Source organism: Paraburkholderia sp. BR13439, assembly GCF_040948805.1.
In the GTDB taxonomy this organism is placed as follows: Bacteria; Pseudomonadota; Gammaproteobacteria; order Burkholderiales; family Burkholderiaceae; genus Paraburkholderia; species Paraburkholderia youngii.
This window is the reverse complement of sequence record NZ_JBFPKN010000001.1, coordinates 558,290-577,408: the sequence shown is the minus strand read 5'-3', so window position 1 is coordinate 577,408 and position 19,119 is coordinate 558,290. Positions and strand designations below refer to the sequence as shown.

Here is a 19,119-nt window from a genome sequence, read left to right as displayed (position 1 = left end):
CATCCTTCGAAACCCGCAATCGACCCCGCGAGGAGAATCGCTTGAGCCGCTACTGGAGCGACATCGTTCACCGTCTGACGCCGTACGTGCCGGGCGAGCAGCCCGCGCTCGCGCATCCGGTGAAGCTGAACACCAATGAGAATCCGTATCCGCCGTCGCCGCGCGTGCTCGACGCGATCCGCCGCGAGCTCGGCGACACGGCCGACGTACTGCGCCGCTATCCCGATCCGAGCGCACGCAAGCTGCGCGAAACGGTCGCCGCGTATCACGGCATCCGCGCCGACCAGGTATTCGCGGGCAACGGCTCGGACGAAGTGCTCGCGCTGACATTCCAGGCCTTGCTGAAGCACGACAAGCCGCTGCTGTTTCCCGATATCACGTACAGCTTCTATCCGACCTACGCGAAGCTGTTCGAGGTCGACTACCGCACCGTCCCGCTCGACGGGGGTTTCGCAATCAACGTCGACGACTACGCGGTGCCCAATGGCGCCATCCTGTTTCCGAATCCGAACGCGCCGACCGGCCGGCCGCTGGCGCTGGCGGAAATCGAACGCCTCGTCGCCAGCCATCCTGATTCGGTCGTGGTGATCGACGAAGCCTATGTCGACTTCGGCGCCGAGTCGGCGATTGCGTTGATCGACCGCTATCCGAATCTGCTCGTCGTGCAGACCGTGTCGAAGTCACGTTCGCTCGCCGGCATGCGCGTCGGCTTCGCGTTCGGCGATGCGGCGCTGATCGATGCGCTCAATCGCGTGAAGGACAGCTTCAATTCGTACCCGCTCGACCGCCTGGCACAAGCCGCTGCCACCGCTGCGTACGAAGACGACGCGTGGTTTCGCGAATGCTGCGCGAAGGTGATCGCGAGCCGTGAACGGCTCGCGGCGGAATTGACCGCGCTAGGCTTCGAGGTGGTGCCGTCGGCCGCGAATCTGCTGTTCGCGCGGCATCAAGGGTACGACGCGGCGACGCTCGCGTCGCGGCTGCGGGAAAAGGAAATTTTCGTGCGGCACTTCAATGCACCGCGGATTGACCAGCATCTGCGGATCTCGGTCGGCACCGACGCCGAGTGCGACATCCTGCTCGACGCGTTGCGGGGTATTTTCAGCGCTTACGTCGGATAACGGAAACGCCGCCGCAAAAAAACGGCGAAGGACCGCTAACCTTCGCCGATTTCTTTTGCGCGTCACCCGCGCACGTCAGGTGCCTTTGGCGGCCTGCAACGCGTGATATTTCGCCATCAAACCCTCAGGCGTTTCGAGGTGGTTCGGGTCACGCGGAATGCACTCGACCGGGCACACCTGGATGCACTGCGGCTCGTTGAAATGACCGACGCACTCGGTGCACTTCTTCGGATCGATCACATAGATTTCCGGGCCCATCGAAATCGCGTCGTTCGGGCACTCAGGCTCGCAGACGTCGCAATTGATGCACTCGTCGGTAATCATCAGGGCCATGCTGCCACCAACTTTGCTAGATAAAACAATACATTATAGCTTTTGCGCCCCCGCGCGGTCGTGCAATCCCGCGCTTTATGCCGGGCTCGACAAGAATGTAGAGTCGATCCGCTCGAAGAAAAGATCCTGGAGTTCGTTGCTCGCATGAGGCAAAAAAACGAACGCCTGTCGGTTCGAGACATGATGGCCCAAAGTGCGCTCGGGCCTCCGGCCACCTTGCATGCCCGGATCAAGTCAATGCGCGAAAAAGGCTGGCTCCTGCTCAACGACACCGAAGATGCTCGCCGCAAACAGGTCGAGCTAACGCCCGCCGCCCTCCGACACTTCGACAAACTTGCCGAGGCATTCGCCAAGGCCGCGAAGGGTAGCTGACATTGCACTGCGTCGGATAAATGATCCGTCAAAATCGGCCATTCGCGCGACTCAGGCTCACGTCCCCTGGGCACCGCCCTGCGGGTCCAGCGACGCGACCTTCTCCTTCAGCCATTTTTCGACCGACGGGAATACGAACTTGCTGACGTCGCCGCCCAATTGCGCAATCTCCCGCACGATCGTGCCCGAGATGAACTGATACTGATCGGACGGCGTCATGAACATCGTCTCGACGTCCGGAAGCAGATAGCGGTTCATGCCCGCCATCTGGAACTCGTACTCGAAGTCCGACACCGCGCGCAGACCCCTGACGATCACCCGCGCGTTGTTGCTCCGCACGAAGTCCTTCAGCAGTCCCTTGAAGCTCATCACCTGGACGTTCGGATAGTGGCCGAGCACCTCGTGCGCAATCGCGAGGCGCTCCTGGAGAGTGAAAAACGGCTTCTTGGCACGACTGTCGGCCACACCCACCACCAGCGTGTCGAAAATGCTCGACGCGCGCCGAACGAGGTCTTCGTGACCGCGCGTCAGCGGGTCGAACGTGCCCGGGTACACGGCGACTACCATGAGACTTCTCCTCTTTTCAGACAAAAGGGCACGTCCAAGCGACGCATTTCGCACCGGCGCGGATGACGATAAACCGCCCGGCCCTTTTTTGGAACGCGCATTATTCCTTATTTTCGCGCTGCAGCAAATGAAAGTGCACGGCGCCCGCCTTGCCTTGCCGCACGACCTCCCAGTCCGCAAGCGACTGATGAGCGGTCGGTTCGAGCGCTTCGCCGGCCTCGACATAAAGATAGCCGTCGGGGCGCACGAGCGGCACGGCCACCGCGAGCGCCTTGCCGAGCAGGTCGGCATCGAACGGTGGATCGAGGAACACTACGTCGAACGAGCCTGGGGCGAGGCTCGCCGCAAGACGCAAGCCGTCCGCCTCGGCGATTTCGATCATGCGTGCATCGAGCCGCTGCTGGTTCGCGCGCAACTGGCCGGCGGCGCGCGCATGACGCTCCACCATCAGCACGCGCGCCGCGCCGCGCGACGCAGCTTCGAAGCCGAGCGCGCCGCTACCGGCGAACAGATCGAGACAGTGCTGGCCGTCCAGGCGCTGGCCGAGCCAGTTGAACAGCGTTTCGCGGACGCGGTCGGGCGTCGGGCGCAGGCCGTCCAGATCGAGCACGGGCAGCGGCGTGCGTTTCCAGTCGCCGCCGATGATGCGAATGGCATGCGGCTTGCCGCCTTTGGACGAGGCGCCAGCGGCGCGTGAAGGTGCTAAACGAGGCATGCAGTATCGTGCAGTTTCAGCTAGGTGGTGAATACGCCCGCGACGCCGGTGCGCGCGGGCCGGAGCGCCCACGTTACCACAGGGGCGGCGCGCGTCCAGCCTGCCCGGGCGGCCAATACGACGCACCGCGGCACGCCTGATAAAATGTGCGGCTGCCAGCGCCCCGCCGTTTCGCATCCCGGCGCTGCCCACCGCTTCGCCGGTCCCGTGCCGGCTGCGCGCATCGGCGCGCTCTCCCATACGTCAGATCATGTTCAGCTTTTTCAAACGATTCAAGGGTTCGAAAGAGTCCGATACCGCCGCAGACGAATCGCTGGCGGCGCAAGACGGCGCGACGCCCGAGGCCGAGGCCGTCGAGCCGGTTTCGCCATCCAAATCCGTTGAGCCCGCGCCGGCCGCCGTTCCGCCTGTGGTCACGACCATCATCGAGCCGCAGCCCGAGCCGCAAGACGCCGCGCTCGACAGCGTGGAAATCGTCCCGCCGCCCATGCAGGACGCCGGCGCAAAACGCTCGTGGCTCACGCGCCTGAAGAGCGGCCTCTCGAAAACCAGTTCGAACCTGACCGGCATCTTCGTCGGCACGAAGATCGACGAGGACCTGTACGAGGAACTCGAAACCGCGCTGCTGATGTCGGACGCCGGCGTCGAGGCGACCGAATTCCTGCTCGAATCGCTGCGCGAGAAAGTGCGCACCGAGCGCCTGACGGACCCGCAGCAGGTCAAAACCGCATTGCGCACGCTGCTCGTCGAGTTGCTGAAGCCGCTCGAAAAATCGCTGATGCTCGGCCGCGCGCAGCCGCTCGTAATGATGATCGCCGGCGTCAACGGCGCGGGCAAAACCACCAGCATCGGCAAGCTCGCGAAGCATCTGCAGAGCTTTCACCAGTCAGTGCTGCTCGCTGCCGGCGACACGTTCCGCGCCGCCGCGCGCGAACAGCTCGCCGTCTGGGGCCAGCGCAACAACGTGACCGTGGTCGCCCAGGAAAGCGGCGATCCGGCTGCGGTGATCTTCGACGCGGTCGGCGCCGCGCGCGCGCGAAAGATCGACGTGATGATGGCCGACACGGCTGGCCGCCTGCCCACGCAGCTGCATTTGATGGAAGAACTGCGCAAGGTGAAGCGCGTGATCGGCAAAGCGCAGGACGGCGCGCCGCACGAAGTGCTGCTCGTGATCGACGCCAACACCGGCCAGAACGCGCTCACGCAGGTCAAGGCGTTCGACGACGCGCTCGGCCTCACCGGCCTGATCGTCACCAAGCTCGACGGCACCGCGAAGGGCGGCATCCTCGCGGCGATCGCGCGGCAGCGGCCGATTCCGGTGTACTTCATCGGCGTCGGCGAAAGGGTCGAGGATCTGCAGCCGTTCAGCGCCGAGGAGTTTTCGGACGCGCTACTGGGCGGCTGATCCCGCAATCGCTTGACCGCCGCGGCGCTCGCCGCTCGCTGCGCGCAAAAAGGAAAAGGGCACTCCGCGGGGGTGCCCTTCTTCGTTTCGAGCCGCCGTCAATGCTTGAAGCGATCCCGCGATCACTCCGCGTCCGGCTGCGCGCCCGGCGCAGCGCGGGCGAACGCATCGAGTCGCATCGCGTGGTCGTAGATGCGCTGGATCGTCGGAAACTTTGCGGTGTCGACCTTGAAGCGCTGTGCGTTGAAAACCTGCGGAATCAGGCACGCGTCGGCAAGTGTCGGTGTGTCGCCGAAACACAGTTTGCCGGTGCGCGCGTCGCCGGCGAGATGCGCTTCCAGCGTCGCGAAGCCCGCGTCGATCCAGTGCCGGTACCACGCGTCCTTCGCGTCGTCGTCGACTCGCAGAGTGTGCTTTAGATAGCGCAGCACGCGCAGATTGTTCAGCGGATGAATCTCGCACGCGACCTGCAGCGCCACCGAGCGCACATAGGCGCGATCGAGCGGCGCCTTCGGCAGCAGCGGCGGCTCCGGATGCGTCTCTTCGAGATACTCGATGATCGCGAGCGACTGCGGCAGCAAATGATTGCCGTCGGCGAGCGTCGGCACGATGCAGTCCGCGTTGATCTTGCGATACTCGGGCTTTAGTTGCTCGCCGCCTTCGCGCACCAGGTGCACGGGCACGTAGTCGTACGTCAGGTTCTTCACGTTCAGCGCGATGCGCACGCGATACGACGCCGAGCTACGAAAATAGCTGTAGAGCTTCATGTTGTCTGCCTCCTCCACCTGCCCGCAAGCCGTCTCAAACGACGAGTACGCTGAATTCGCCGAGTCCGTCCACGCCGCCCTTCATCAGGTCACCCTTCACGACCGCGCCGACGCCTTCCGGCGTGCCGGTGAAAATCAGGTCGCCGGGCTGCAGTTCGAACAGCGTCGACAGATACGCGATCGTCTCCGCCACCGACCAGATCAGCTGCGACACGTCCGCGCGCTGCTTGTCCTCGCCGTTCACCGACAGCCAGATCGCGCCCTTGCCGATGTGACCAACTGCCGAAGCCGGATGGATCGGGCCGAGCGGCGCCGAGTGATCGAAGCCCTTGGCGGTGTCCCACGGACGACCCATTTTCTTCGCTTCGCCTTGCAGGTCGCGGCGCGTCATGTCGAGACCGAGCGCGTAGCCGTAGACGTGGTCGAGCGCGCGCTCGACGGGGATGTCTTTGCCGCCCTCGCCGATCGCCGCGACCATTTCCATTTCGAAATGGACGTTCTTCGTCTGCGATGGATATGGGAATTCGCCGGTGGTGCCCGGCGCGACGTAGACGACCGCATCGGCCGGCTTCGAGAAGAAGAACGGCGGTTCGCGGTCCGGGTCGTGGCCCATTTCGCGCGCATGCGCTTCGTAGTTGCGCCCCACGCAGTAGATGCGGCGCACCGCGAACTGCCCGCTCGACCCCACGACCGGCACCGCGACCTGCGGTGCGGGTGCAAACACGTAACTCATCCCGTTCTCCGTTTTTCGATGGGCGCCGCCGAGGCGGCGAGAAACATCGAGTGTAACGCGCGGCACGGCGCGGGTGCATGTCAGGCGGGCCGTCGCGCGTCACCGCGTGCCCGCTTCGCCGCTGTTCGTCCGCTCGCCATAGATGCGATACTCACACCGAACAGCTTCCCGAATGCCGTGGCCGACGCCCAAGCGCGGTACGCCACCCGCCTCCTGCGCACGATGACCGACTCGACCAATACGACTTCTCCCTTCCCCTGCGCCCGCTTCATCAAGGAAATCGGCCGCGGTCCGAACGGCGCCCGCGCGCTGACCGCCGACGACACCCGCGCGCTCTACACCGCGATGCTCGACGGCCGCGTCGACGATCTCGAGCTCGGCGCGGTGCTGCTCGCGTATCGCGTGAAAGGCGAAACCGCCGACGAACTCGCCGCGATGCTGGCCGCCGCGCATACGTCGTTCGAGCCGGTGCGGCTGCCGCACGGCGTGTTTCGGCCCGTTTCCATTCCGTCGTACAACGGCGCACGCAAGCAGCCGAACCTCGTGCCGCTGCTCGCACTGCTGCTCGCGCGCGAAGGCGTGCCGGTGCTCGTGCACGGCGTCACCGAAGATCCGGGTCGCGTGACGAGCGCGGAAATTTTCACCCATCTGCGCATCGTCCCTGCGCAGTCGCACGCGCAGATCGAAGCGGGTCTCGCCGAGCGTCGCGTCGCGTTCGCGTCGATCGACGTACTCGCGCCCAAGCTCGCGCGCCTGCTCGCGCTGCGCCGGCGCATGGGCGTGCGCAACTCGACGCATACGCTCGTGAAGCTGCTGCAGCCATTCGCGCCCGCGGGGCTGCGGCTCGTGAATTACACGCATCCGCCGTATCGCGACAGTCTCACGCAGCTGTTCATCACGCATCCCGATGCGGCCGTCGGCGGTGCGCTGCTCGCGCGCGGCACCGAAGGCGAGGCGGTCGCCGATACGCGCCGCCAGGTGCAAGTCGACTGGCTGCATGACGGCATCTGCGAGACGCGGCTGCCGCACGAGCGCTCTTCGCCCGATGCGCCCGAAGTCGAGCTGCCCGAAGCGCGCGACGCGGCGACCACGGCCGCCTGGATCGACGCCGTGCTGCGCGGCGAAGCACCGGTGCCGGGCGCGATCGAACGGCAGGTCGAGCTGATCGTCGATATCGCGAAGACGGCGGCCTGACGGTCGCGGCTTGACAGGCCAGCGTACGCCGTCATACATTTGGCCCCATGCGTTCCCTCCCGAACACCCTCCGAATTATCTCCGGCCGCCTAGCGCGGCCCCTATCGCTACGCCTGGCGTAAGTCACGCGTAGCGCCGCGCGCTGGCAGCTCCGGTTGCCGTCGGCGGTCCTCCCGGTAGTTCCCGCAGTCTCGCTTCACCCCCGTCGTAGTTCTCCACAACCTGTCGTCGTTTGCGTTCGTCCGTTTACCGCGCGGGCGAAGCGAGAGGATCAAATGCACGTTGCCTCGGGCATCCGCATCGTGCATGCGTGACAGTCGGCCAACCGCTCGACGTCCCACCCTCCGCCGACGACACCACGAATGAGGCACCTCACCATGTTGCGCAATCCCGCTGAAAAGTACCGCCCCTTTCCCGCCGTGCGGCTGACCGGCCGCAAATGGCCGAGTCGCACGATCGACGCCGCGCCCGTCTGGATGAGCACCGACCTGCGCGACGGCAACCAGGCGCTGATCGAACCGATGAACGCCGCGCAAAAGCTCGAGTACTTCGAGATGCTGGTCGCGATCGGTTTCAAGGAAATCGAAGTGGGCTTTCCGTCGGCCTCGCAGACCGATTTCGACTTCGTGCGCACGCTGATCGACGAGCGGCGCATTCCCGACGACGTCACGATCGAAGTCTTCGTACCGTCGCGCGCGGAGCTGATCGCACGCACGTTCGAAGCGCTCGAAGGCGCGCCGCGCGCGATCGTGCATCTGTATAACGCGATCTGCCCGTCGTTCCGGCGCATCGTGTTCCAGCAATCGAAGGACGAGATCAAGGCGCTCGCAGTCGAAGGCACGCGCGTCATCAAGGAATATGCGCAGGCGCGGCCGGGAACGCACTGGACCTTCCAGTACTCGCCCGAGATCTTCAACACGACCGAGCTGCCGTTCGCGCGCGAGGTATGCGACGCGGTCGCGCAAACGTGGCGGCCGACGCGCAATCACAAGATGATCGTCAACCTGCCGGCGAGCGTCGAAGCGGCCACGCCGAACGTATTCGCCGACCAGATCGAATGGATGCACCGCAATCTCGGCTACCGCGACAGCATCGTGCTGTCGGTGCATCCGCACAACGATCGCGGCACCGCCGTGGCCGCGGCGCAGCTCGCGCTGCTGGCAGGCGCGGATCGCATCGAAGGCTGTCTGTTCGGCAATGGCGAGCGCACCGGCAACGTCGATCTCGTCACGCTCGCGATGAATCTCGACGCGATGGGTATCGACAGCGGTCTGGATTTCTCGGATCCCGCGGCGATCCGGCGCGTGGCGGAGCGCTGCACGCGGCTTCCAGTGGCCGCGCGGCATCCGTATGCGGGAGAAGTGGCGATGCGCGGCACACGCGCGGCGCGCGACGCGGATGCCGAGCGCGATGAATACGGCGCAAACAGCCGCGATAAAGCTGAGGATTGCGCAACCGCGTGAATCCGACTTGAGCTTGCGGCGGCGGAGTGCGCACCCCGCATTCGGCTGCCGGGACGGGCGCGCTCACGAGGCGCACCCGCGCGATGAAAATCTCACTCCAGCGCGCAACGCGTCGCCTGCCATGCGATCAGCCGCCACTGGCCGTCTTCGTGTGTGTGAATCGCGGTGTAGGCAATCGGGAACAGCAGCGCGCCGTTGTTCGCTTCCATCTCGATCAGCGCGCGGCCCGTGACCACGTAGGTCTCGCGCCCGGCCGGCAGGACGTCTTGCGACTGCACCTCGATTTGCCGATAACGACGGCGCCCCGCGGTGATCCCGTCGATGAACTGTCGCTTCGTCTCGCGCTTGCCGTTCGTATGAACGTAGCTCACGTTGTCAGCGAGCAGCGTGTCGAGCGACTGCCCATCGCCGTCGACCATCGCGCGAAATCGCTCTCGCTCGAGCCCGCGAATCGCTTCGATCATCTTTGCCGCCATTGCAGAGCCCCTCGAACACCGCGAGCCGCAAGGGGCCACGGTCAGAAGTGATATTGCAAATATAGCTGGCTGAAATTTATACCAGGATTCGGCTCTTTGATACCGCCATTGGAAACATGCTGGAAGCGGTAGCCGGCGACATACTGTCGATGAGCGCCGAACTGCAGTCCGACGCCCGCCATCTCGGAGAACTGGAACGCGGTGCCCAGCGTGAAGTCGGAAGAAATGCGCGGGCTGGTCAGCAGCCCGACGCCGGCACCCACCTCGATGAATGGCCGCACCAAGCCCGACGACTTGACGAAGCGGATCACCGGCGTCACACCGATCTCGCCGATGTTGTCGTGAACGTTTCCTTCATTGGTGTGCCACCACGCGACGTGCGCCTCGCCGATCAGCGCGAAATGCCAGTCACCGATCTGCCACCAGGTGAGGTTCGGGTCCCAGGCCAGGCCGAGATCGAGCCTCTTGACGTGACGATCACCGACGCCGGCGGCCACCAGCACGCCGAACTGGTCAGCCTGGGACTCGCCCGCCGCACCCAGCAGCAGAACGGCCAACGCACTTTTTAGAGTAAGTCCACGGACCACAAGATTCTTGTTGTTCATTCAGCCCCCATCGTGGTGACTATTCAGCGAGCGCCCCCTTTGTTCCAAGCACGATTTAGGTGCAAGTATCTTCCAGATAATGCGCCCAAACAGCAATTATTCACTTAAAAACAGAACGATGTCAGTCGATCATGAGGCTGCAGCCGCCTCGAACGGTAATTTGTACAGGTTCAGCGCGCAATGCAGATAGAGCGTATGATGACTATCAGAAATCAAGACTCCATAGGATTTTCCGGAACTTGGATACCCCTGCGACATCTAAGTATTAGCACTCGGCAGATCTGAGTGCTAACATCCATCGCTGGAGTCGTTTACTGAGTACGCAATTGTCTGATTCCAAAGGAGCTTCACACGTGAGCCATGCAATGACCCTTCCGAGTACTTTGAGCCCGTCGTCGGCTAAGGCCGCTCCGGCAGGTGCACTGGCGCTCTCGCATTCCTCGCTGCTGTCCGGTCAACTGGGCAACATCGACGCCTATATTCAGGCGGTCAACCGGATTCCGATGCTGACGCCGGCGGAAGAACGCCAGTTCGCCACCGAATTGCGCGAACACGACAATCTGGAGGCGGCGCGCCGCCTCGTGCTGTCGCACCTGCGACTCGTCGTGTCGATCGCGCGTAACTACCTCGGTTACGGGTTGCCGCACGCCGACCTGATCCAGGAAGGCAACATCGGCTTGATGAAAGCGGTCAAGCGCTTCGATCCCGAGCAAAACGTGCGTCTCGTATCGTACGCGATGCACTGGATCAAGGCAGAGATCCACGAATACATCCTGCGCAACTGGCGCATGGTGAAGGTCGCCACCACGAAGGCGCAGCGCAAGCTGTTCTTCAACCTGCGCAGCCACAAGCAGGGCCTCGGCGCGTTCACGCCGGACGAGATCGAAGGTCTCGCGAAGGAACTGAACGTGAAGCGCGAAGAGGTCGCGGAGATGGAAACGCGTCTGTCGGGCGGCGATATCGCGCTCGAAGGTCAGGTCGAAGACGGTGAAGAGTCGTACGCGCCGATCGCCTATCTGGCCGACTCGCATAGCGAGCCGACCGCCGTGCTGGCTTCGCGTCAGCGCGACCGGCTGCAAAGCGACGGCATCGCAAGCGCGCTCGACGCGCTCGATCCGCGCAGCCGCCGCATCATCGAAGCGCGCTGGCTGAAGGTGGCCGACGACGGCTCGGGCGGCTCCACGTTGCACGAGCTGGCCGACGAGTTCGGCGTGTCGGCCGAACGTATCCGCCAGATCGAAGCCAGCGCGATGAAGAAGATGCGCGGCGCACTGACGGAATACGCGTAAAAGCGTGGAAGCCATGCGCGCGTCAATTGTGTCCCGCCCGCGACGTGGGTAAAAGCGACACACGGTAACCGGTCGCGTACTATTTAGCGACCATCGCGCTCAAGCCCCGCCCTCGCAAGACGGCGGGGCTTTTTCATTCCTTTCGTCCATTCGTGCGTCTCCCGGCCGCAGCGCATTCGCATAGGCCTGTCCCCAAGCCGGCCTGTCGAGCCCGGTAAGCCTTTCTTGACGTATCGCGAGTCCGGTAGCAATACTGCACAGACGCGGCAAGTTTCGCGACGAGATGCCGCATGGCTAACCCTGAGCGCGCGAGGTTCCCCCTCCTACAACCGGCATGCATTCGCCAGACTGCCTGACGGCAAGGGCGGTCTGGATCCGGCCGGACTCTCCGGCGTGAAGTCGTCTTTCGACCGATCATGACCCTAGCCCTCAATCGCAGCAGCACTGTCCGGTCGCGCTTGCGCGGCGGGTTCACCAGGTGGGTGCGCGGTCCAACCCTGGCGCGCGATATCGCCATCATCCTCGCCATCAAGTTCGCCCTACTGATGGCGCTCAAATTCACATTCTTCAATCATCCGCAGGCGGAGCACATGATGCTGCCGCCTCAGCAGGTCGCGCAGGCGCTGCTGTCGGTGCCCGCCCCGCATCCGTCCGGAGGTGATCAACATGCCCGTTAGCGAAGTCGTAGAACTGTCGCGGCTCCAGTTCGCCATCACGGCGCTTTATCACTTTCTGTTCGTGCCGCTCACGCTCGGCCTCGCCTGGTTGCTCGTCATCATGGAGTCGGTCTACGTGATGACCGGCAAGCAGATCTACAAGGACATGACGCAGTTCTGGGGCAAGCTGTTCGGCATCAACTTCGCAATGGGCGTCGCGACTGGCCTCACGCTCGAATTTCAGTTCGGCACCAACTGGGCCTATTACTCCCATTACGTCGGCGACATTTTCGGCGTGCCGCTCGCCGTCGAAGGACTGATGGCGTTCTTCCTCGAATCGACGTTCGTCGGTCTGTTCTTCTTCGGCTGGAATAGATTGTCAAAAGTGCAGCATCTGATCGTCACGTTCTGTGTCGCGCTCGGATCGAACCTGTCGGCGCTGTGGATTCTGATCGCCAATGGCTGGATGAACAATCCGGTCGGCGCGACGTTCAACTACCAGACGATGCGCATGGAGCTCGACAACATCGGCTCGGTGATCTTCAACCCGGTCGCACAGGTGAAGTTCGTGCACACGGTGTCGGCCGGTTACGTGACCGCGGCGATGTTCGTGCTCGGGGTGTCGTCGTGGTATCTGTTGAAGCGCCGCGACACCGAGTTCGCGCTACGCTCGTTCGCGATCGCCGCCGGTTTTGGCCTCGCGTCGGCGCTGTGCGTAATCGTGCTCGGCGACGAATCCGGCTATCGCACCGGTGAAGTCCAGCAGGTCAAGCTCGCCGCAATCGAATCCGAATGGGAGACCGCGCCCGCGCCGGCGCCGTTCACGGTCTTCGGTATTCCCAATCAAAAGGAGCAGCGCACCGACTACGCGATCCGCGTGCCGTACGCGCTCGGCATCATCGCGACCCGCTCGCTGAGCGAACCCGTGGTCGGCCTGCGCGACCTGATCGTCGAAAACGAGGGGCGCATCAAGAACGGCATGCTCGCCTACTCGGCGCTGCAGAAGTTGAAAGGCGGCGACTCGAGCGACGAAGCGCACGCCGCGTTCGACAAGTACAAGGACGATCTCGGCTACGGCCTGCTGCTCAAGCGGTTCGCGCCGAACGTCACCGATGCGACGCCAGACCAGATCGCGGCCGCGGCAAAAAGCACGATTCCGCCAGTGCTGCCGCTGTTCTTCTCGTTCCGCATGATGGTCGGCCTCGGCCTGCTGTTCCTCGCGACCTTCGTGCTCGCGTTCTGGTTCTGCGCGCAGCGCACGCTGCTGCTCGAAAAGCGTCGCTGGTTCCTGCGCTGGGCGGTCATCGCGATTCCGCTGCCGTGGCTCGCCGCCGAGCTCGGCTGGATCGTCGCCGAAATGGGCCGCCAGCCGTGGAGCATCGCGGGCATTCTGCCGACCAACCTGGCCGCATCGACACTGACGCCGCGCGATCTCTATCTGAGCATCGGCGGCTTCGTGCTGTTCTACACGGGGCTGTTCGTCATCGAGATCATGCTGATGCTCAAGTACGCACGGCTCGGCCCTTCGTCGCTGCATACCGGCCGCTATCACCACGAGAACGACCAGCAGGTGACTCAGCCGCTGTCGAACACGGCCGCGTGACGCGCCGCCACACCGCTTCAGAGGAATAAGCCATATGGACTACGCAGCTCTCAGACTGATCTGGTGGGTATTGATAGGTGTACTGCTGATCGGCTTCGCGCTCACCGACGGCTTCGACATGGGCGCGGCGATCCTGCTGCCGTTCATCGCCAGGACGGACGCCGAGCGCCGCATCGTCGTGAACACGGTCGGCGCGACGTGGGAAGGCAACCAGGTCTGGTTCGTGACCGCGGGCGGCGCGATGTTCGCGGCGTGGCCGCTCGCCTACGCGGCATCGTTCTCGGGCTTCTACTTCGCGATGCTGCTGGTGCTGTTCGCGCTGTTCTTCCGTCCGGTCGGGTTCGACTATCGCGGCAAGCGCGAGGATCCGCGCTGGCGCAACGCGTGGGACTGGGGTCTCTTCATCGGCGGCTTCGTACCGGCGCTGGTGTTCGGCATCGCGTTCGGCAATCTGCTGCAAGGCGTGCCGTTCTCGTTCGATACCGATCTGCGCGTCACCTATCACGGCAGTTTCTTCGGCCTGCTCAATCCGTTCGCGCTGCTGACGGGTCTCGTCAGCGTGTCGATGCTGGCCGCGCACGGCGCGGCGTTCGTCAAGTGGAAGACCGATGGCGAGGTTCACGAGCGCGCGTCGAAGGCGCTGCGGCTCTCGGCGCTATGCGCGGTGGTGCTGTTTCTCATCGCGGGCGCGCTCGTCGCGACGATGATCGGCGGCTATCAGATCGTCGACATGCCGCCGCTCGACGCGGTCTCCAATCCTTTGATGAAAACCGTGATCGGCGCGCCGGGTTTGTGGCTGAACAACTACGCGCTCTATCCGTGGATGGCGATCGCGCCGCTCGCGGGTTTGGTCGGCGGGGTGCTCGCGGTGCTGCTCGCACGCTCGCGCTTCGAGGCGACGGCGTTTCTGTCGACGTCGCTGATGGTCGTCGGCGTGATCCTGACCGCGGGCTTCTCGATGTTCCCGTTCATCATGCCTTCGTCACTCGACGGCCGCAGCAGCCTGACCATGTGGGATTCGACGTCGAGCCAGATGACGCTCGAAATCATGCTGTTCGCGGTGATCCTGTTCCTGCCGATCATCCTCCTCTATACCGGCTGGGTTTATCGCGTGATGCGCGGCAAGGTGACCGCCGCTGCGATCAAGGAAAACCACCATTCGATGTATTGAGCGAGACCATAAGCGGGTGACTCGCCAGGCCGCAAGCTTTGGTCGTAGACGCGAAAGCGGCACCTTGGAACAAGGTGCCGCTTTTTTCTCAACAGTGCCCGACAGCCATCAGCCGATCAAGCGGGCACCGGCGCCGCGCCCGCGCCACCGCCTTGCGACGACAGCCGCTCGGCCAGCTTCTGCGCATAGCGCTGCGCGGCCTCGCCGACGACGATATGGAACGTGTCGGTCGACACCCACGCGGTATCGAGCGACGCGAGGCGCTGACGATCGATCGCCGCCGCATCGCGCACGACCACGCGCAGACGCGTCGCCGCGACCGCATCGAGCGACACCACGTTGCCCGCGCCGCCGAACACGGCGAGCCAGCGCAGCGGATCGGGGTCGAGCGGACCGCCTTGCGCGTCGTCGGCGTGCCCAGCGTTTCGCGCGGCCGGCGCGGCAGCGGTAGCCGGCGCCGACACGGCAGCACTTGCCACCTTCACTGCGTCGCCCTGACCCTGCGCGATCGCCGTACGCATCTCATCGGCGATGATGTCCGCTTCCGGTCCGATGATCACCTGCACGTTGTTCGCGCCGCGCTTGAGCACGCCACGCGCGCCGATCGACTTCAGTTCGCTTTCGGAGACCTTGTCCGCATCGACGACCGACAGGCGCAGACGCGTCGTGCATGCATCCACGACCGACAGGTTCGCCGCCCCACCGAGCGCCGCGATATAACGCTGCGCACGCGGCACGGCCGCACCGGCCGCCGGCGCGACGAAACCACCCTCCGCGAACGACTTGACCTGCTCTTCCGCAGCGGCGGGCTCACGGCCCGGCGTCGCCATGTTGAACTTGCGGATGAAGAAGCGGAACAGACCGTAGTACACGACCGAGTACACGATACCGAGCGGAATCGCCCACCAGCCCTTCGTCGACAGACCGAAGTTCAGCACGTAGTCGATGAAGCCCGCCGAGAACGTAAAGCCGAGGTGAATGCCGAGCGCCGAGCAGATCGCAAGCGACAGCCCCGTCAGCAGCGCGTGGATCGCATACAGCACCGGCGCGAGGAACATGAAGCTGAACTCGATCGGCTCGGTCACGCCAGTCAGGAACGACGTGAGCGCCATCGAGAACAGCAGGCCGCCGGCCACCGCGCGACGCTCCTTCGGCACCTCATGGAACATCGCGAGACACGCGGCCGGCAGGCCGAACATCATCACCGGGAAGAAGCCGGTCATGAAAGTGCCCGCGGTCGGGTCGCCGGCGAAGAAGCGGTGCAGGTCGCCCGTGACCGGCGCGCCGCTGGCCGGCGTGAAGCTGCCGAACACGAACCACGTCAGCGAGTTAAGGATGTGATGCAGGCCCGTGACGAGCAGCAAGCGGTTCAGCACGCCGAACACGAAGGCGCCGAGCGCGCCGGCCGTCGTGAGCCAGTGGCCGGCCAGGTCGATCGCGCTCTGCACCGGCGCCCACACGTGGCCGAATATGATGCCTAGCACCACGCAGACCACGCCTGTCACGATCGGCAGGAAGCGCTTGCCGCCGAAGAACGCCAGGTAGTCGGGCAGCTTGATGTCCTTGTAGCGGTTGTACAGCAGTCCCGCGACGATCCCCGCGATGATCCCCGACAGCACGCCCATGTTGAGCTTGTCGTTGATGTCCTTCATCACCGCGATCTGCACCAGATAGCCGATCGCGCCAGCCAGACCCGCGACGCCGTTATTGTCTTTGGCGAAGCCGACCGCCACACCGATCGCGAACAGTAGCGGCAGGTTGTCGAAGATCGCGCCGCCCGCATCGGCGATCATCTTGATGTTGAACACGTCGGGCTGGCCGAGCCGCAGCAGCAGGCCGGCGACCGGTAGCACCGCGATCGGCAGCATCAGCGCGCGTCCCAGGCGCTGTATCTTCAGAAACGGATTTGCATCCATCGGTATCTCCAATTTTGTCTCGTGGGGTAAGTCTTCGGTGAGTAGTGCAGCGATGCGGAGAATCGCGCCGCGCGTGAAGGCAGCCGTACTGCCGGACGCACGGCGTGCGAGTTCTCCATTTGATTAATCTTTCAATCGAGCGGCCACGTCGCGCGGCTTGCGGCTCGAACCGCCTGCGCCGAGTCGAGCGCGAGCGCCTCGCGAGCGCGCTGGCGGCACAACTGATAGTCGAGCGTGCGCACGCGTGCCTTGATGCCGGGCACCGAGACCGGATCGACCGATAGCTCGGTCACACCCAGGCCCACCAGCAGCGGCATCGCGAGCGGGTCGCCGGCGAGCGCGCCGCACACGCCGACCCATTTGCCATGCTTCGCGGCACCTTCGACGGTCGCCGCGATCAGCCGCAGCACCGCCGGATGCAGGCCGTCCGCCTGCGCCGCGAGATCGGGCTGGCAGCGGTCCATCGCGAGCGTGTATTGGGTCAGGTCGTTGGTGCCGATCGACAGAAAATCGGCGTGCTGTGCGAGCTGATCGGCGAGCAATGCGGCCGACGGCACTTCGATCATCACACCCACTTCGACCGGCTCGGTGCTGCCCGCTTCGCGTGCGAGTTCGTCGATACGCTTGCGGATGCGGATCAGTTCGCCCGCATCGGTGACCATCGGCAGCAGGATGCGCACGGCGCCGATCGGACGCACCGCGAGCAGGCCACGCAGCTGGTCGTCGAGCAGATCGGGGCGCACCTGCGCGAGGCGCACGCCGCGCAGGCCGAGCGCGGGATTCGGCTCGGGCGGCAGCGTCAGATAGTCGACTTCCTTGTCCGCGCCGACGTCGAGCGTGCGGATGATCGCGCTGCGGCCGCGCAACGCATCGACGATCGCCTGATAGCTGTGGCGATGCTCGTCCGCGCTCGGCGCGGCCGGGCGGTGGATGAACAGCAGCTCGGTGCGCAACAGGCCGACCGAGTCGGCGCCGTTGTCGACCGCGGCGTTCGCGTCGTCGAGTGTGGCGATGTTGGCGGCCACTTCGATCGCGCGGCCGTCGGCGGTCGCCGCTGCCTGTTGCGAGGTGCGGCGATTCGCTTCGCGCACGGCGGCGAGGCGGCTGCGTTCGCACCGCGCGCGTTCGACGTCGAGTTCGGTCGGCGCGAATTCGAGCCGGCCGGTGCTCGCGTTCACCACCACCTGCGTGCCATCGGGAATCGCATGCAACGCGTCGCCGACCGCGACCAGCGCCGGGATGCCCGCCTGACGCGCGAGAATCGCCGCGTGCGAGGTCGCGCCGCCACGTGCCATCACGAGCGCGGTCACACGCGTGCGATCGAGCGACGACAAATCCGACGGCGTGAATTCGTCGGCCGCGAGCACTGCCTCGTCCGGCAGCGTGCGGGCGGCGCTGCTCGTGTAGCCGAGCGCGCGCTGCACACGCTTTTCGATGTCGCGCAGATCGGCGGCCCGCTCGGCGAGCAGTGCGTCTTCGACATTACTCAGGATGTCTATTTGTGCGCGGATCGCCTCGCGCCACGCAAAACCCGCGCTCTTGCCGAGGCTGATCAGATCGCGCGCGGCGTCGAGCAGCGTCGGATCTTCGAGCAGCACGCGATGCACCGCGAAAATTCCCGCCTCGCCGACCGCCCCGCGTTGCGACGCATCGCGCACGATCGTGTCGAGATCGGCGTCGACGGTCGCGATCGCCTTGTCGAGCAGACGGCTTTCCGCCGCCGACGTGCCGCTCGCCTGCTCGGGCGGATCGACATCCGCATCGTCCCAGCGCACCAGTTTGCCGAGCGCGACGCCCGGCGCCGCGCATACACCCGCGAGCGTATTCGGCGCGAGCGGCTCGCCCGCGGCGGGCGTGGCAACCACGGTCGTCGGTGCTGTCGCCGGCCGCGCGGGCTTGTGTTCCACCTCACCGTGCGCTTCGCGCGTCAGTTCATCGGCGATCGCATCGACCGCCGCCTGCGCGTGCGGACCGACGCCGAGCAACTCGACGCGCGCGCCTTCGCCGGCACCGAGTCCCAGCAGACCCACCACGCTTTCGATCGGCGCCTTGCGCCCGTCGTAGCGCACCTCGACGCGCGCGTCGAAGCCGCGCGCCGCTTCGCGCGCGCGCGCCGCGGGCCGCGCATGCAGACCGCCCGCGTGCGTCAGCGTGATCTGCCGGCGCGCTTCGTCCATCACCTGCGCGGCGCACGCCTCGCGCACCGCGTCATGACTGACGCCTTCGCGTGCGCGCAGCACCAGCAGCGGCGTTTCGCCGGCCTTGACGTGACCGTTCGGCGCCCGCTCGATGATTTCGAACATTTCCGAATTCGCAATCGCGACCACCGACACGAGGCTCGGCGCATTCAGCGCGACCTGATCCTGATCGAACTCGATCAGCACATCACCAGCGCGAACCTGCGCGCCCTGCCCGACCATCGGCGCAAAGCCCTTGCCGTTCAGCCCGACCGTGTCGATACCGATATGCAGCAGAATCTGCGCACCTTTGGCGCTCTCGAGCGTCACCGCGTGGCCGGTGCGCGCGAGATGCGTGACGACGCCGTCGCACGGCGCGACGAGCCGCCCCTCGAGCGGATCGACGCCGATGCCGTCGCCGAACATGCCGCCCGCAAACACCGGGTCCGGCACCTTCGCGAGCGGCACCACCGGACCGGTCAGCGGTGCAAGCAAAACAATGTGATCTTCGGAATGGCTCATCAGGTTGGTCTTCTCGACACGTCGCATCGTCGTT

General features: G+C 65.0%; 16 protein-coding genes and 2 pseudogenes. 9 read left to right on the top strand and 9 right to left on the bottom strand.

Features of this window, described 5'->3' with window-relative positions; all coding sequences use genetic code 11:
* The first annotated feature begins 41 nt into the window (after window positions 1-41).
* Window positions 42-1,121 carry a histidinol-phosphate transaminase gene (gene hisC, locus AB3X96_RS02690; protein ID WP_368588484.1) on the top strand — a complete coding sequence of 360 codons (1,080 nt, stop codon included), beginning with the start codon at window positions 42-44 and terminating at the stop codon, window positions 1,119-1,121.
* 75 nt (window positions 1,122-1,196) lie between these two features.
* On the opposite strand, the gene AB3X96_RS02685 is transcribed toward hisC, so the two are convergent.
* Entirely contained in the window at window positions 1,197-1,454 is a 258-nt protein-coding gene (locus AB3X96_RS02685) for a YfhL family 4Fe-4S dicluster ferredoxin (protein ID WP_368588483.1), read from the bottom strand.
* Window positions 1,455-1,556: 102 nt separating this feature from the next.
* Between AB3X96_RS02685 and AB3X96_RS02680 the strand changes: the two are divergent.
* Window positions 1,557-1,826: pseudogene (locus AB3X96_RS02680) on the top strand (winged helix-turn-helix domain-containing protein); the annotation flags it as partial.
* Window positions 1,827-1,883: 57 nt separating this feature from the next.
* On the opposite strand, the gene coaD reads toward AB3X96_RS02680, so the two are convergent.
* Both coaD and rsmD read right to left on the bottom strand, forming a co-directional pair.
* Window positions 1,884-2,393, bottom strand: a complete 510-nt coding sequence (coaD, locus tag AB3X96_RS02675) for a pantetheine-phosphate adenylyltransferase (protein ID WP_176109624.1) — start codon at window positions 2,391-2,393, stop codon at window positions 1,884-1,886.
* Window positions 2,394-2,493: 100 nt separating this feature from the next.
* A complete protein-coding gene (gene rsmD / locus AB3X96_RS02670; protein WP_368588482.1) occupies window positions 2,494-3,108 on the bottom strand; it encodes a 16S rRNA (guanine(966)-N(2))-methyltransferase RsmD in 615 nt (204 codons plus the stop codon).
* Window positions 3,109-3,358: 250 nt separating this feature from the next.
* On the opposite strand from rsmD, the gene ftsY reads away from it, so the two are divergent.
* Window positions 3,359-4,513, top strand: a complete 1,155-nt coding sequence (gene ftsY / locus AB3X96_RS02665) for a signal recognition particle-docking protein FtsY (protein WP_368588481.1) — start codon at window positions 3,359-3,361, stop codon at window positions 4,511-4,513.
* A 122-nt stretch (window positions 4,514-4,635) separates the two neighbouring features.
* Here the strand turns inward: ftsY and maiA are convergent, their stop codons facing one another.
* On the bottom strand, window positions 4,636-5,280 hold the full coding sequence (gene maiA, locus AB3X96_RS02660) for a maleylacetoacetate isomerase (RefSeq protein WP_368588480.1): 645 nt from the start codon (window positions 5,278-5,280) through the stop codon (window positions 4,636-4,638).
* 34 nt (window positions 5,281-5,314) lie between these two features.
* On the bottom strand, window positions 5,315-6,013 hold the full coding sequence (locus tag AB3X96_RS02655) for a fumarylacetoacetate hydrolase family protein (RefSeq protein ID WP_368588479.1): 699 nt from the start codon (window positions 6,011-6,013) through the stop codon (window positions 5,315-5,317).
* Window positions 6,014-6,235: 222 nt separating this feature from the next.
* On the opposite strand from AB3X96_RS02655, the gene ybiB reads away from it, so the two are divergent.
* On the top strand, window positions 6,236-7,207 hold the full coding sequence (ybiB, locus tag AB3X96_RS02650) for a DNA-binding protein YbiB (RefSeq protein WP_368588664.1): 972 nt from the start codon (window positions 6,236-6,238) through the stop codon (window positions 7,205-7,207).
* Window positions 7,208-7,584: 377 nt separating this feature from the next.
* Window positions 7,585-8,571, top strand: a pseudogene (locus AB3X96_RS02645) (2-isopropylmalate synthase); the annotation flags it as partial.
* A gap of 191 nt (window positions 8,572-8,762) precedes the next feature.
* Here AB3X96_RS02645 and AB3X96_RS02640 read toward each other — a convergent pair.
* Together AB3X96_RS02640 and AB3X96_RS02635 are read right to left on the bottom strand one after the other, a co-directional pair.
* Window positions 8,763-9,146, bottom strand: coding sequence for a nuclear transport factor 2 family protein (locus tag AB3X96_RS02640; RefSeq protein ID WP_008921685.1), 384 nt, complete (start codon window positions 9,144-9,146; stop codon window positions 8,763-8,765).
* Between the two features lie 41 nt (window positions 9,147-9,187).
* Complete coding sequence (locus AB3X96_RS02635; protein ID WP_368588478.1) at window positions 9,188-9,751, bottom strand: acyloxyacyl hydrolase; 564 nt, start codon at window positions 9,749-9,751, stop codon at window positions 9,188-9,190.
* Window positions 9,752-10,104: 353 nt separating this feature from the next.
* On the opposite strand from AB3X96_RS02635, the gene rpoH reads away from it, so the two are divergent.
* The 4 genes from rpoH (at window position 10,105) to cydB (ending at window position 14,470) form a co-directional block, all read left to right on the top strand.
* Window positions 10,105-11,040, top strand: coding sequence for an RNA polymerase sigma factor RpoH (gene rpoH, locus AB3X96_RS02630; RefSeq protein WP_368584409.1), 936 nt, complete (start codon window positions 10,105-10,107; stop codon window positions 11,038-11,040).
* A gap of 416 nt (window positions 11,041-11,456) precedes the next feature.
* Window positions 11,457-11,717, top strand: a complete 261-nt coding sequence (gene cydP, locus AB3X96_RS02625) for a cytochrome oxidase putative small subunit CydP (protein WP_368588477.1) — start codon at window positions 11,457-11,459, stop codon at window positions 11,715-11,717.
* Window positions 11,707-13,299 carry a cytochrome ubiquinol oxidase subunit I gene (locus AB3X96_RS02620; protein ID WP_368588476.1) on the top strand — a complete coding sequence of 531 codons (1,593 nt, stop codon included), beginning with the start codon at window positions 11,707-11,709 and terminating at the stop codon, window positions 13,297-13,299. The genes cydP and AB3X96_RS02620 overlap by 11 nt, the downstream gene beginning before the upstream one ends.
* Before the next feature lie 34 nt (window positions 13,300-13,333).
* On the top strand, window positions 13,334-14,470 hold the full coding sequence (gene cydB / locus AB3X96_RS02615) for a cytochrome d ubiquinol oxidase subunit II (RefSeq protein WP_176125077.1): 1,137 nt from the start codon (window positions 13,334-13,336) through the stop codon (window positions 14,468-14,470).
* 116 nt (window positions 14,471-14,586) lie between these two features.
* Here the strand turns inward: cydB and nagE are convergent, their stop codons facing one another.
* Window positions 14,587-16,386 carry an N-acetylglucosamine-specific PTS transporter subunit IIBC gene (gene nagE, locus AB3X96_RS02610; protein WP_368588475.1) on the bottom strand — a complete coding sequence of 600 codons (1,800 nt, stop codon included), beginning with the start codon at window positions 16,384-16,386 and terminating at the stop codon, window positions 14,587-14,589.
* A 131-nt stretch (window positions 16,387-16,517) separates the two neighbouring features.
* Window positions 16,518-19,085: a phosphoenolpyruvate--protein phosphotransferase gene (gene ptsP / locus AB3X96_RS02605; protein ID WP_368588663.1), complete on the bottom strand. Its 2,568-nt coding sequence runs from the start codon at window positions 19,083-19,085 to the stop codon at window positions 16,518-16,520.
* Window positions 19,086-19,119: the final 34 nt, after the last annotated feature.

Bases quoted from the DNA above. Each gene is read 5' to 3' on its own strand.
- maiA (WP_368588480.1), bottom strand. From the start codon at position 5,280: ATGAAGCTCTACAGCTATTTTCGTAGCTCGGCGTCGTATCGCGTGCGC.
- cydP (WP_368588477.1), top strand. From the start codon at position 11,457: ATGACCCTAGCCCTCAATCGCAGCAGCACTGTCCGGTCGCGCTTGCGC.
- rsmD (WP_368588482.1), bottom strand. From the start codon at position 3,108: ATGCCTCGTTTAGCACCTTCACGCGCCGCTGGCGCCTCGTCCAAAGGC.
- cydB (WP_176125077.1), top strand. From the start codon at position 13,334: ATGGACTACGCAGCTCTCAGACTGATCTGGTGGGTATTGATAGGTGTA.
- AB3X96_RS02620 (WP_368588476.1), top strand. From the start codon at position 11,707: ATGCCCGTTAGCGAAGTCGTAGAACTGTCGCGGCTCCAGTTCGCCATC.
- AB3X96_RS02635 (WP_368588478.1), bottom strand. From the start codon at position 9,751: ATGAACAACAAGAATCTTGTGGTCCGTGGACTTACTCTAAAAAGTGCG.
- ftsY (WP_368588481.1), top strand. From the start codon at position 3,359: ATGTTCAGCTTTTTCAAACGATTCAAGGGTTCGAAAGAGTCCGATACC.
- AB3X96_RS02685 (WP_368588483.1), bottom strand. From the start codon at position 1,454: ATGGCCCTGATGATTACCGACGAGTGCATCAATTGCGACGTCTGCGAG.
- AB3X96_RS02640 (WP_008921685.1), bottom strand. From the start codon at position 9,146: ATGGCGGCAAAGATGATCGAAGCGATTCGCGGGCTCGAGCGAGAGCGA.
- ybiB (WP_368588664.1), top strand. From the start codon at position 6,236: ATGACCGACTCGACCAATACGACTTCTCCCTTCCCCTGCGCCCGCTTC.
- nagE (WP_368588475.1), bottom strand. From the start codon at position 16,386: ATGGATGCAAATCCGTTTCTGAAGATACAGCGCCTGGGACGCGCGCTG.
- coaD (WP_176109624.1), bottom strand. From the start codon at position 2,393: ATGGTAGTCGCCGTGTACCCGGGCACGTTCGACCCGCTGACGCGCGGT.
- AB3X96_RS02655 (WP_368588479.1), bottom strand. From the start codon at position 6,013: ATGAGTTACGTGTTTGCACCCGCACCGCAGGTCGCGGTGCCGGTCGTG.
- ptsP (WP_368588663.1), bottom strand. From the start codon at position 19,085: ATGAGCCATTCCGAAGATCACATTGTTTTGCTTGCACCGCTGACCGGT.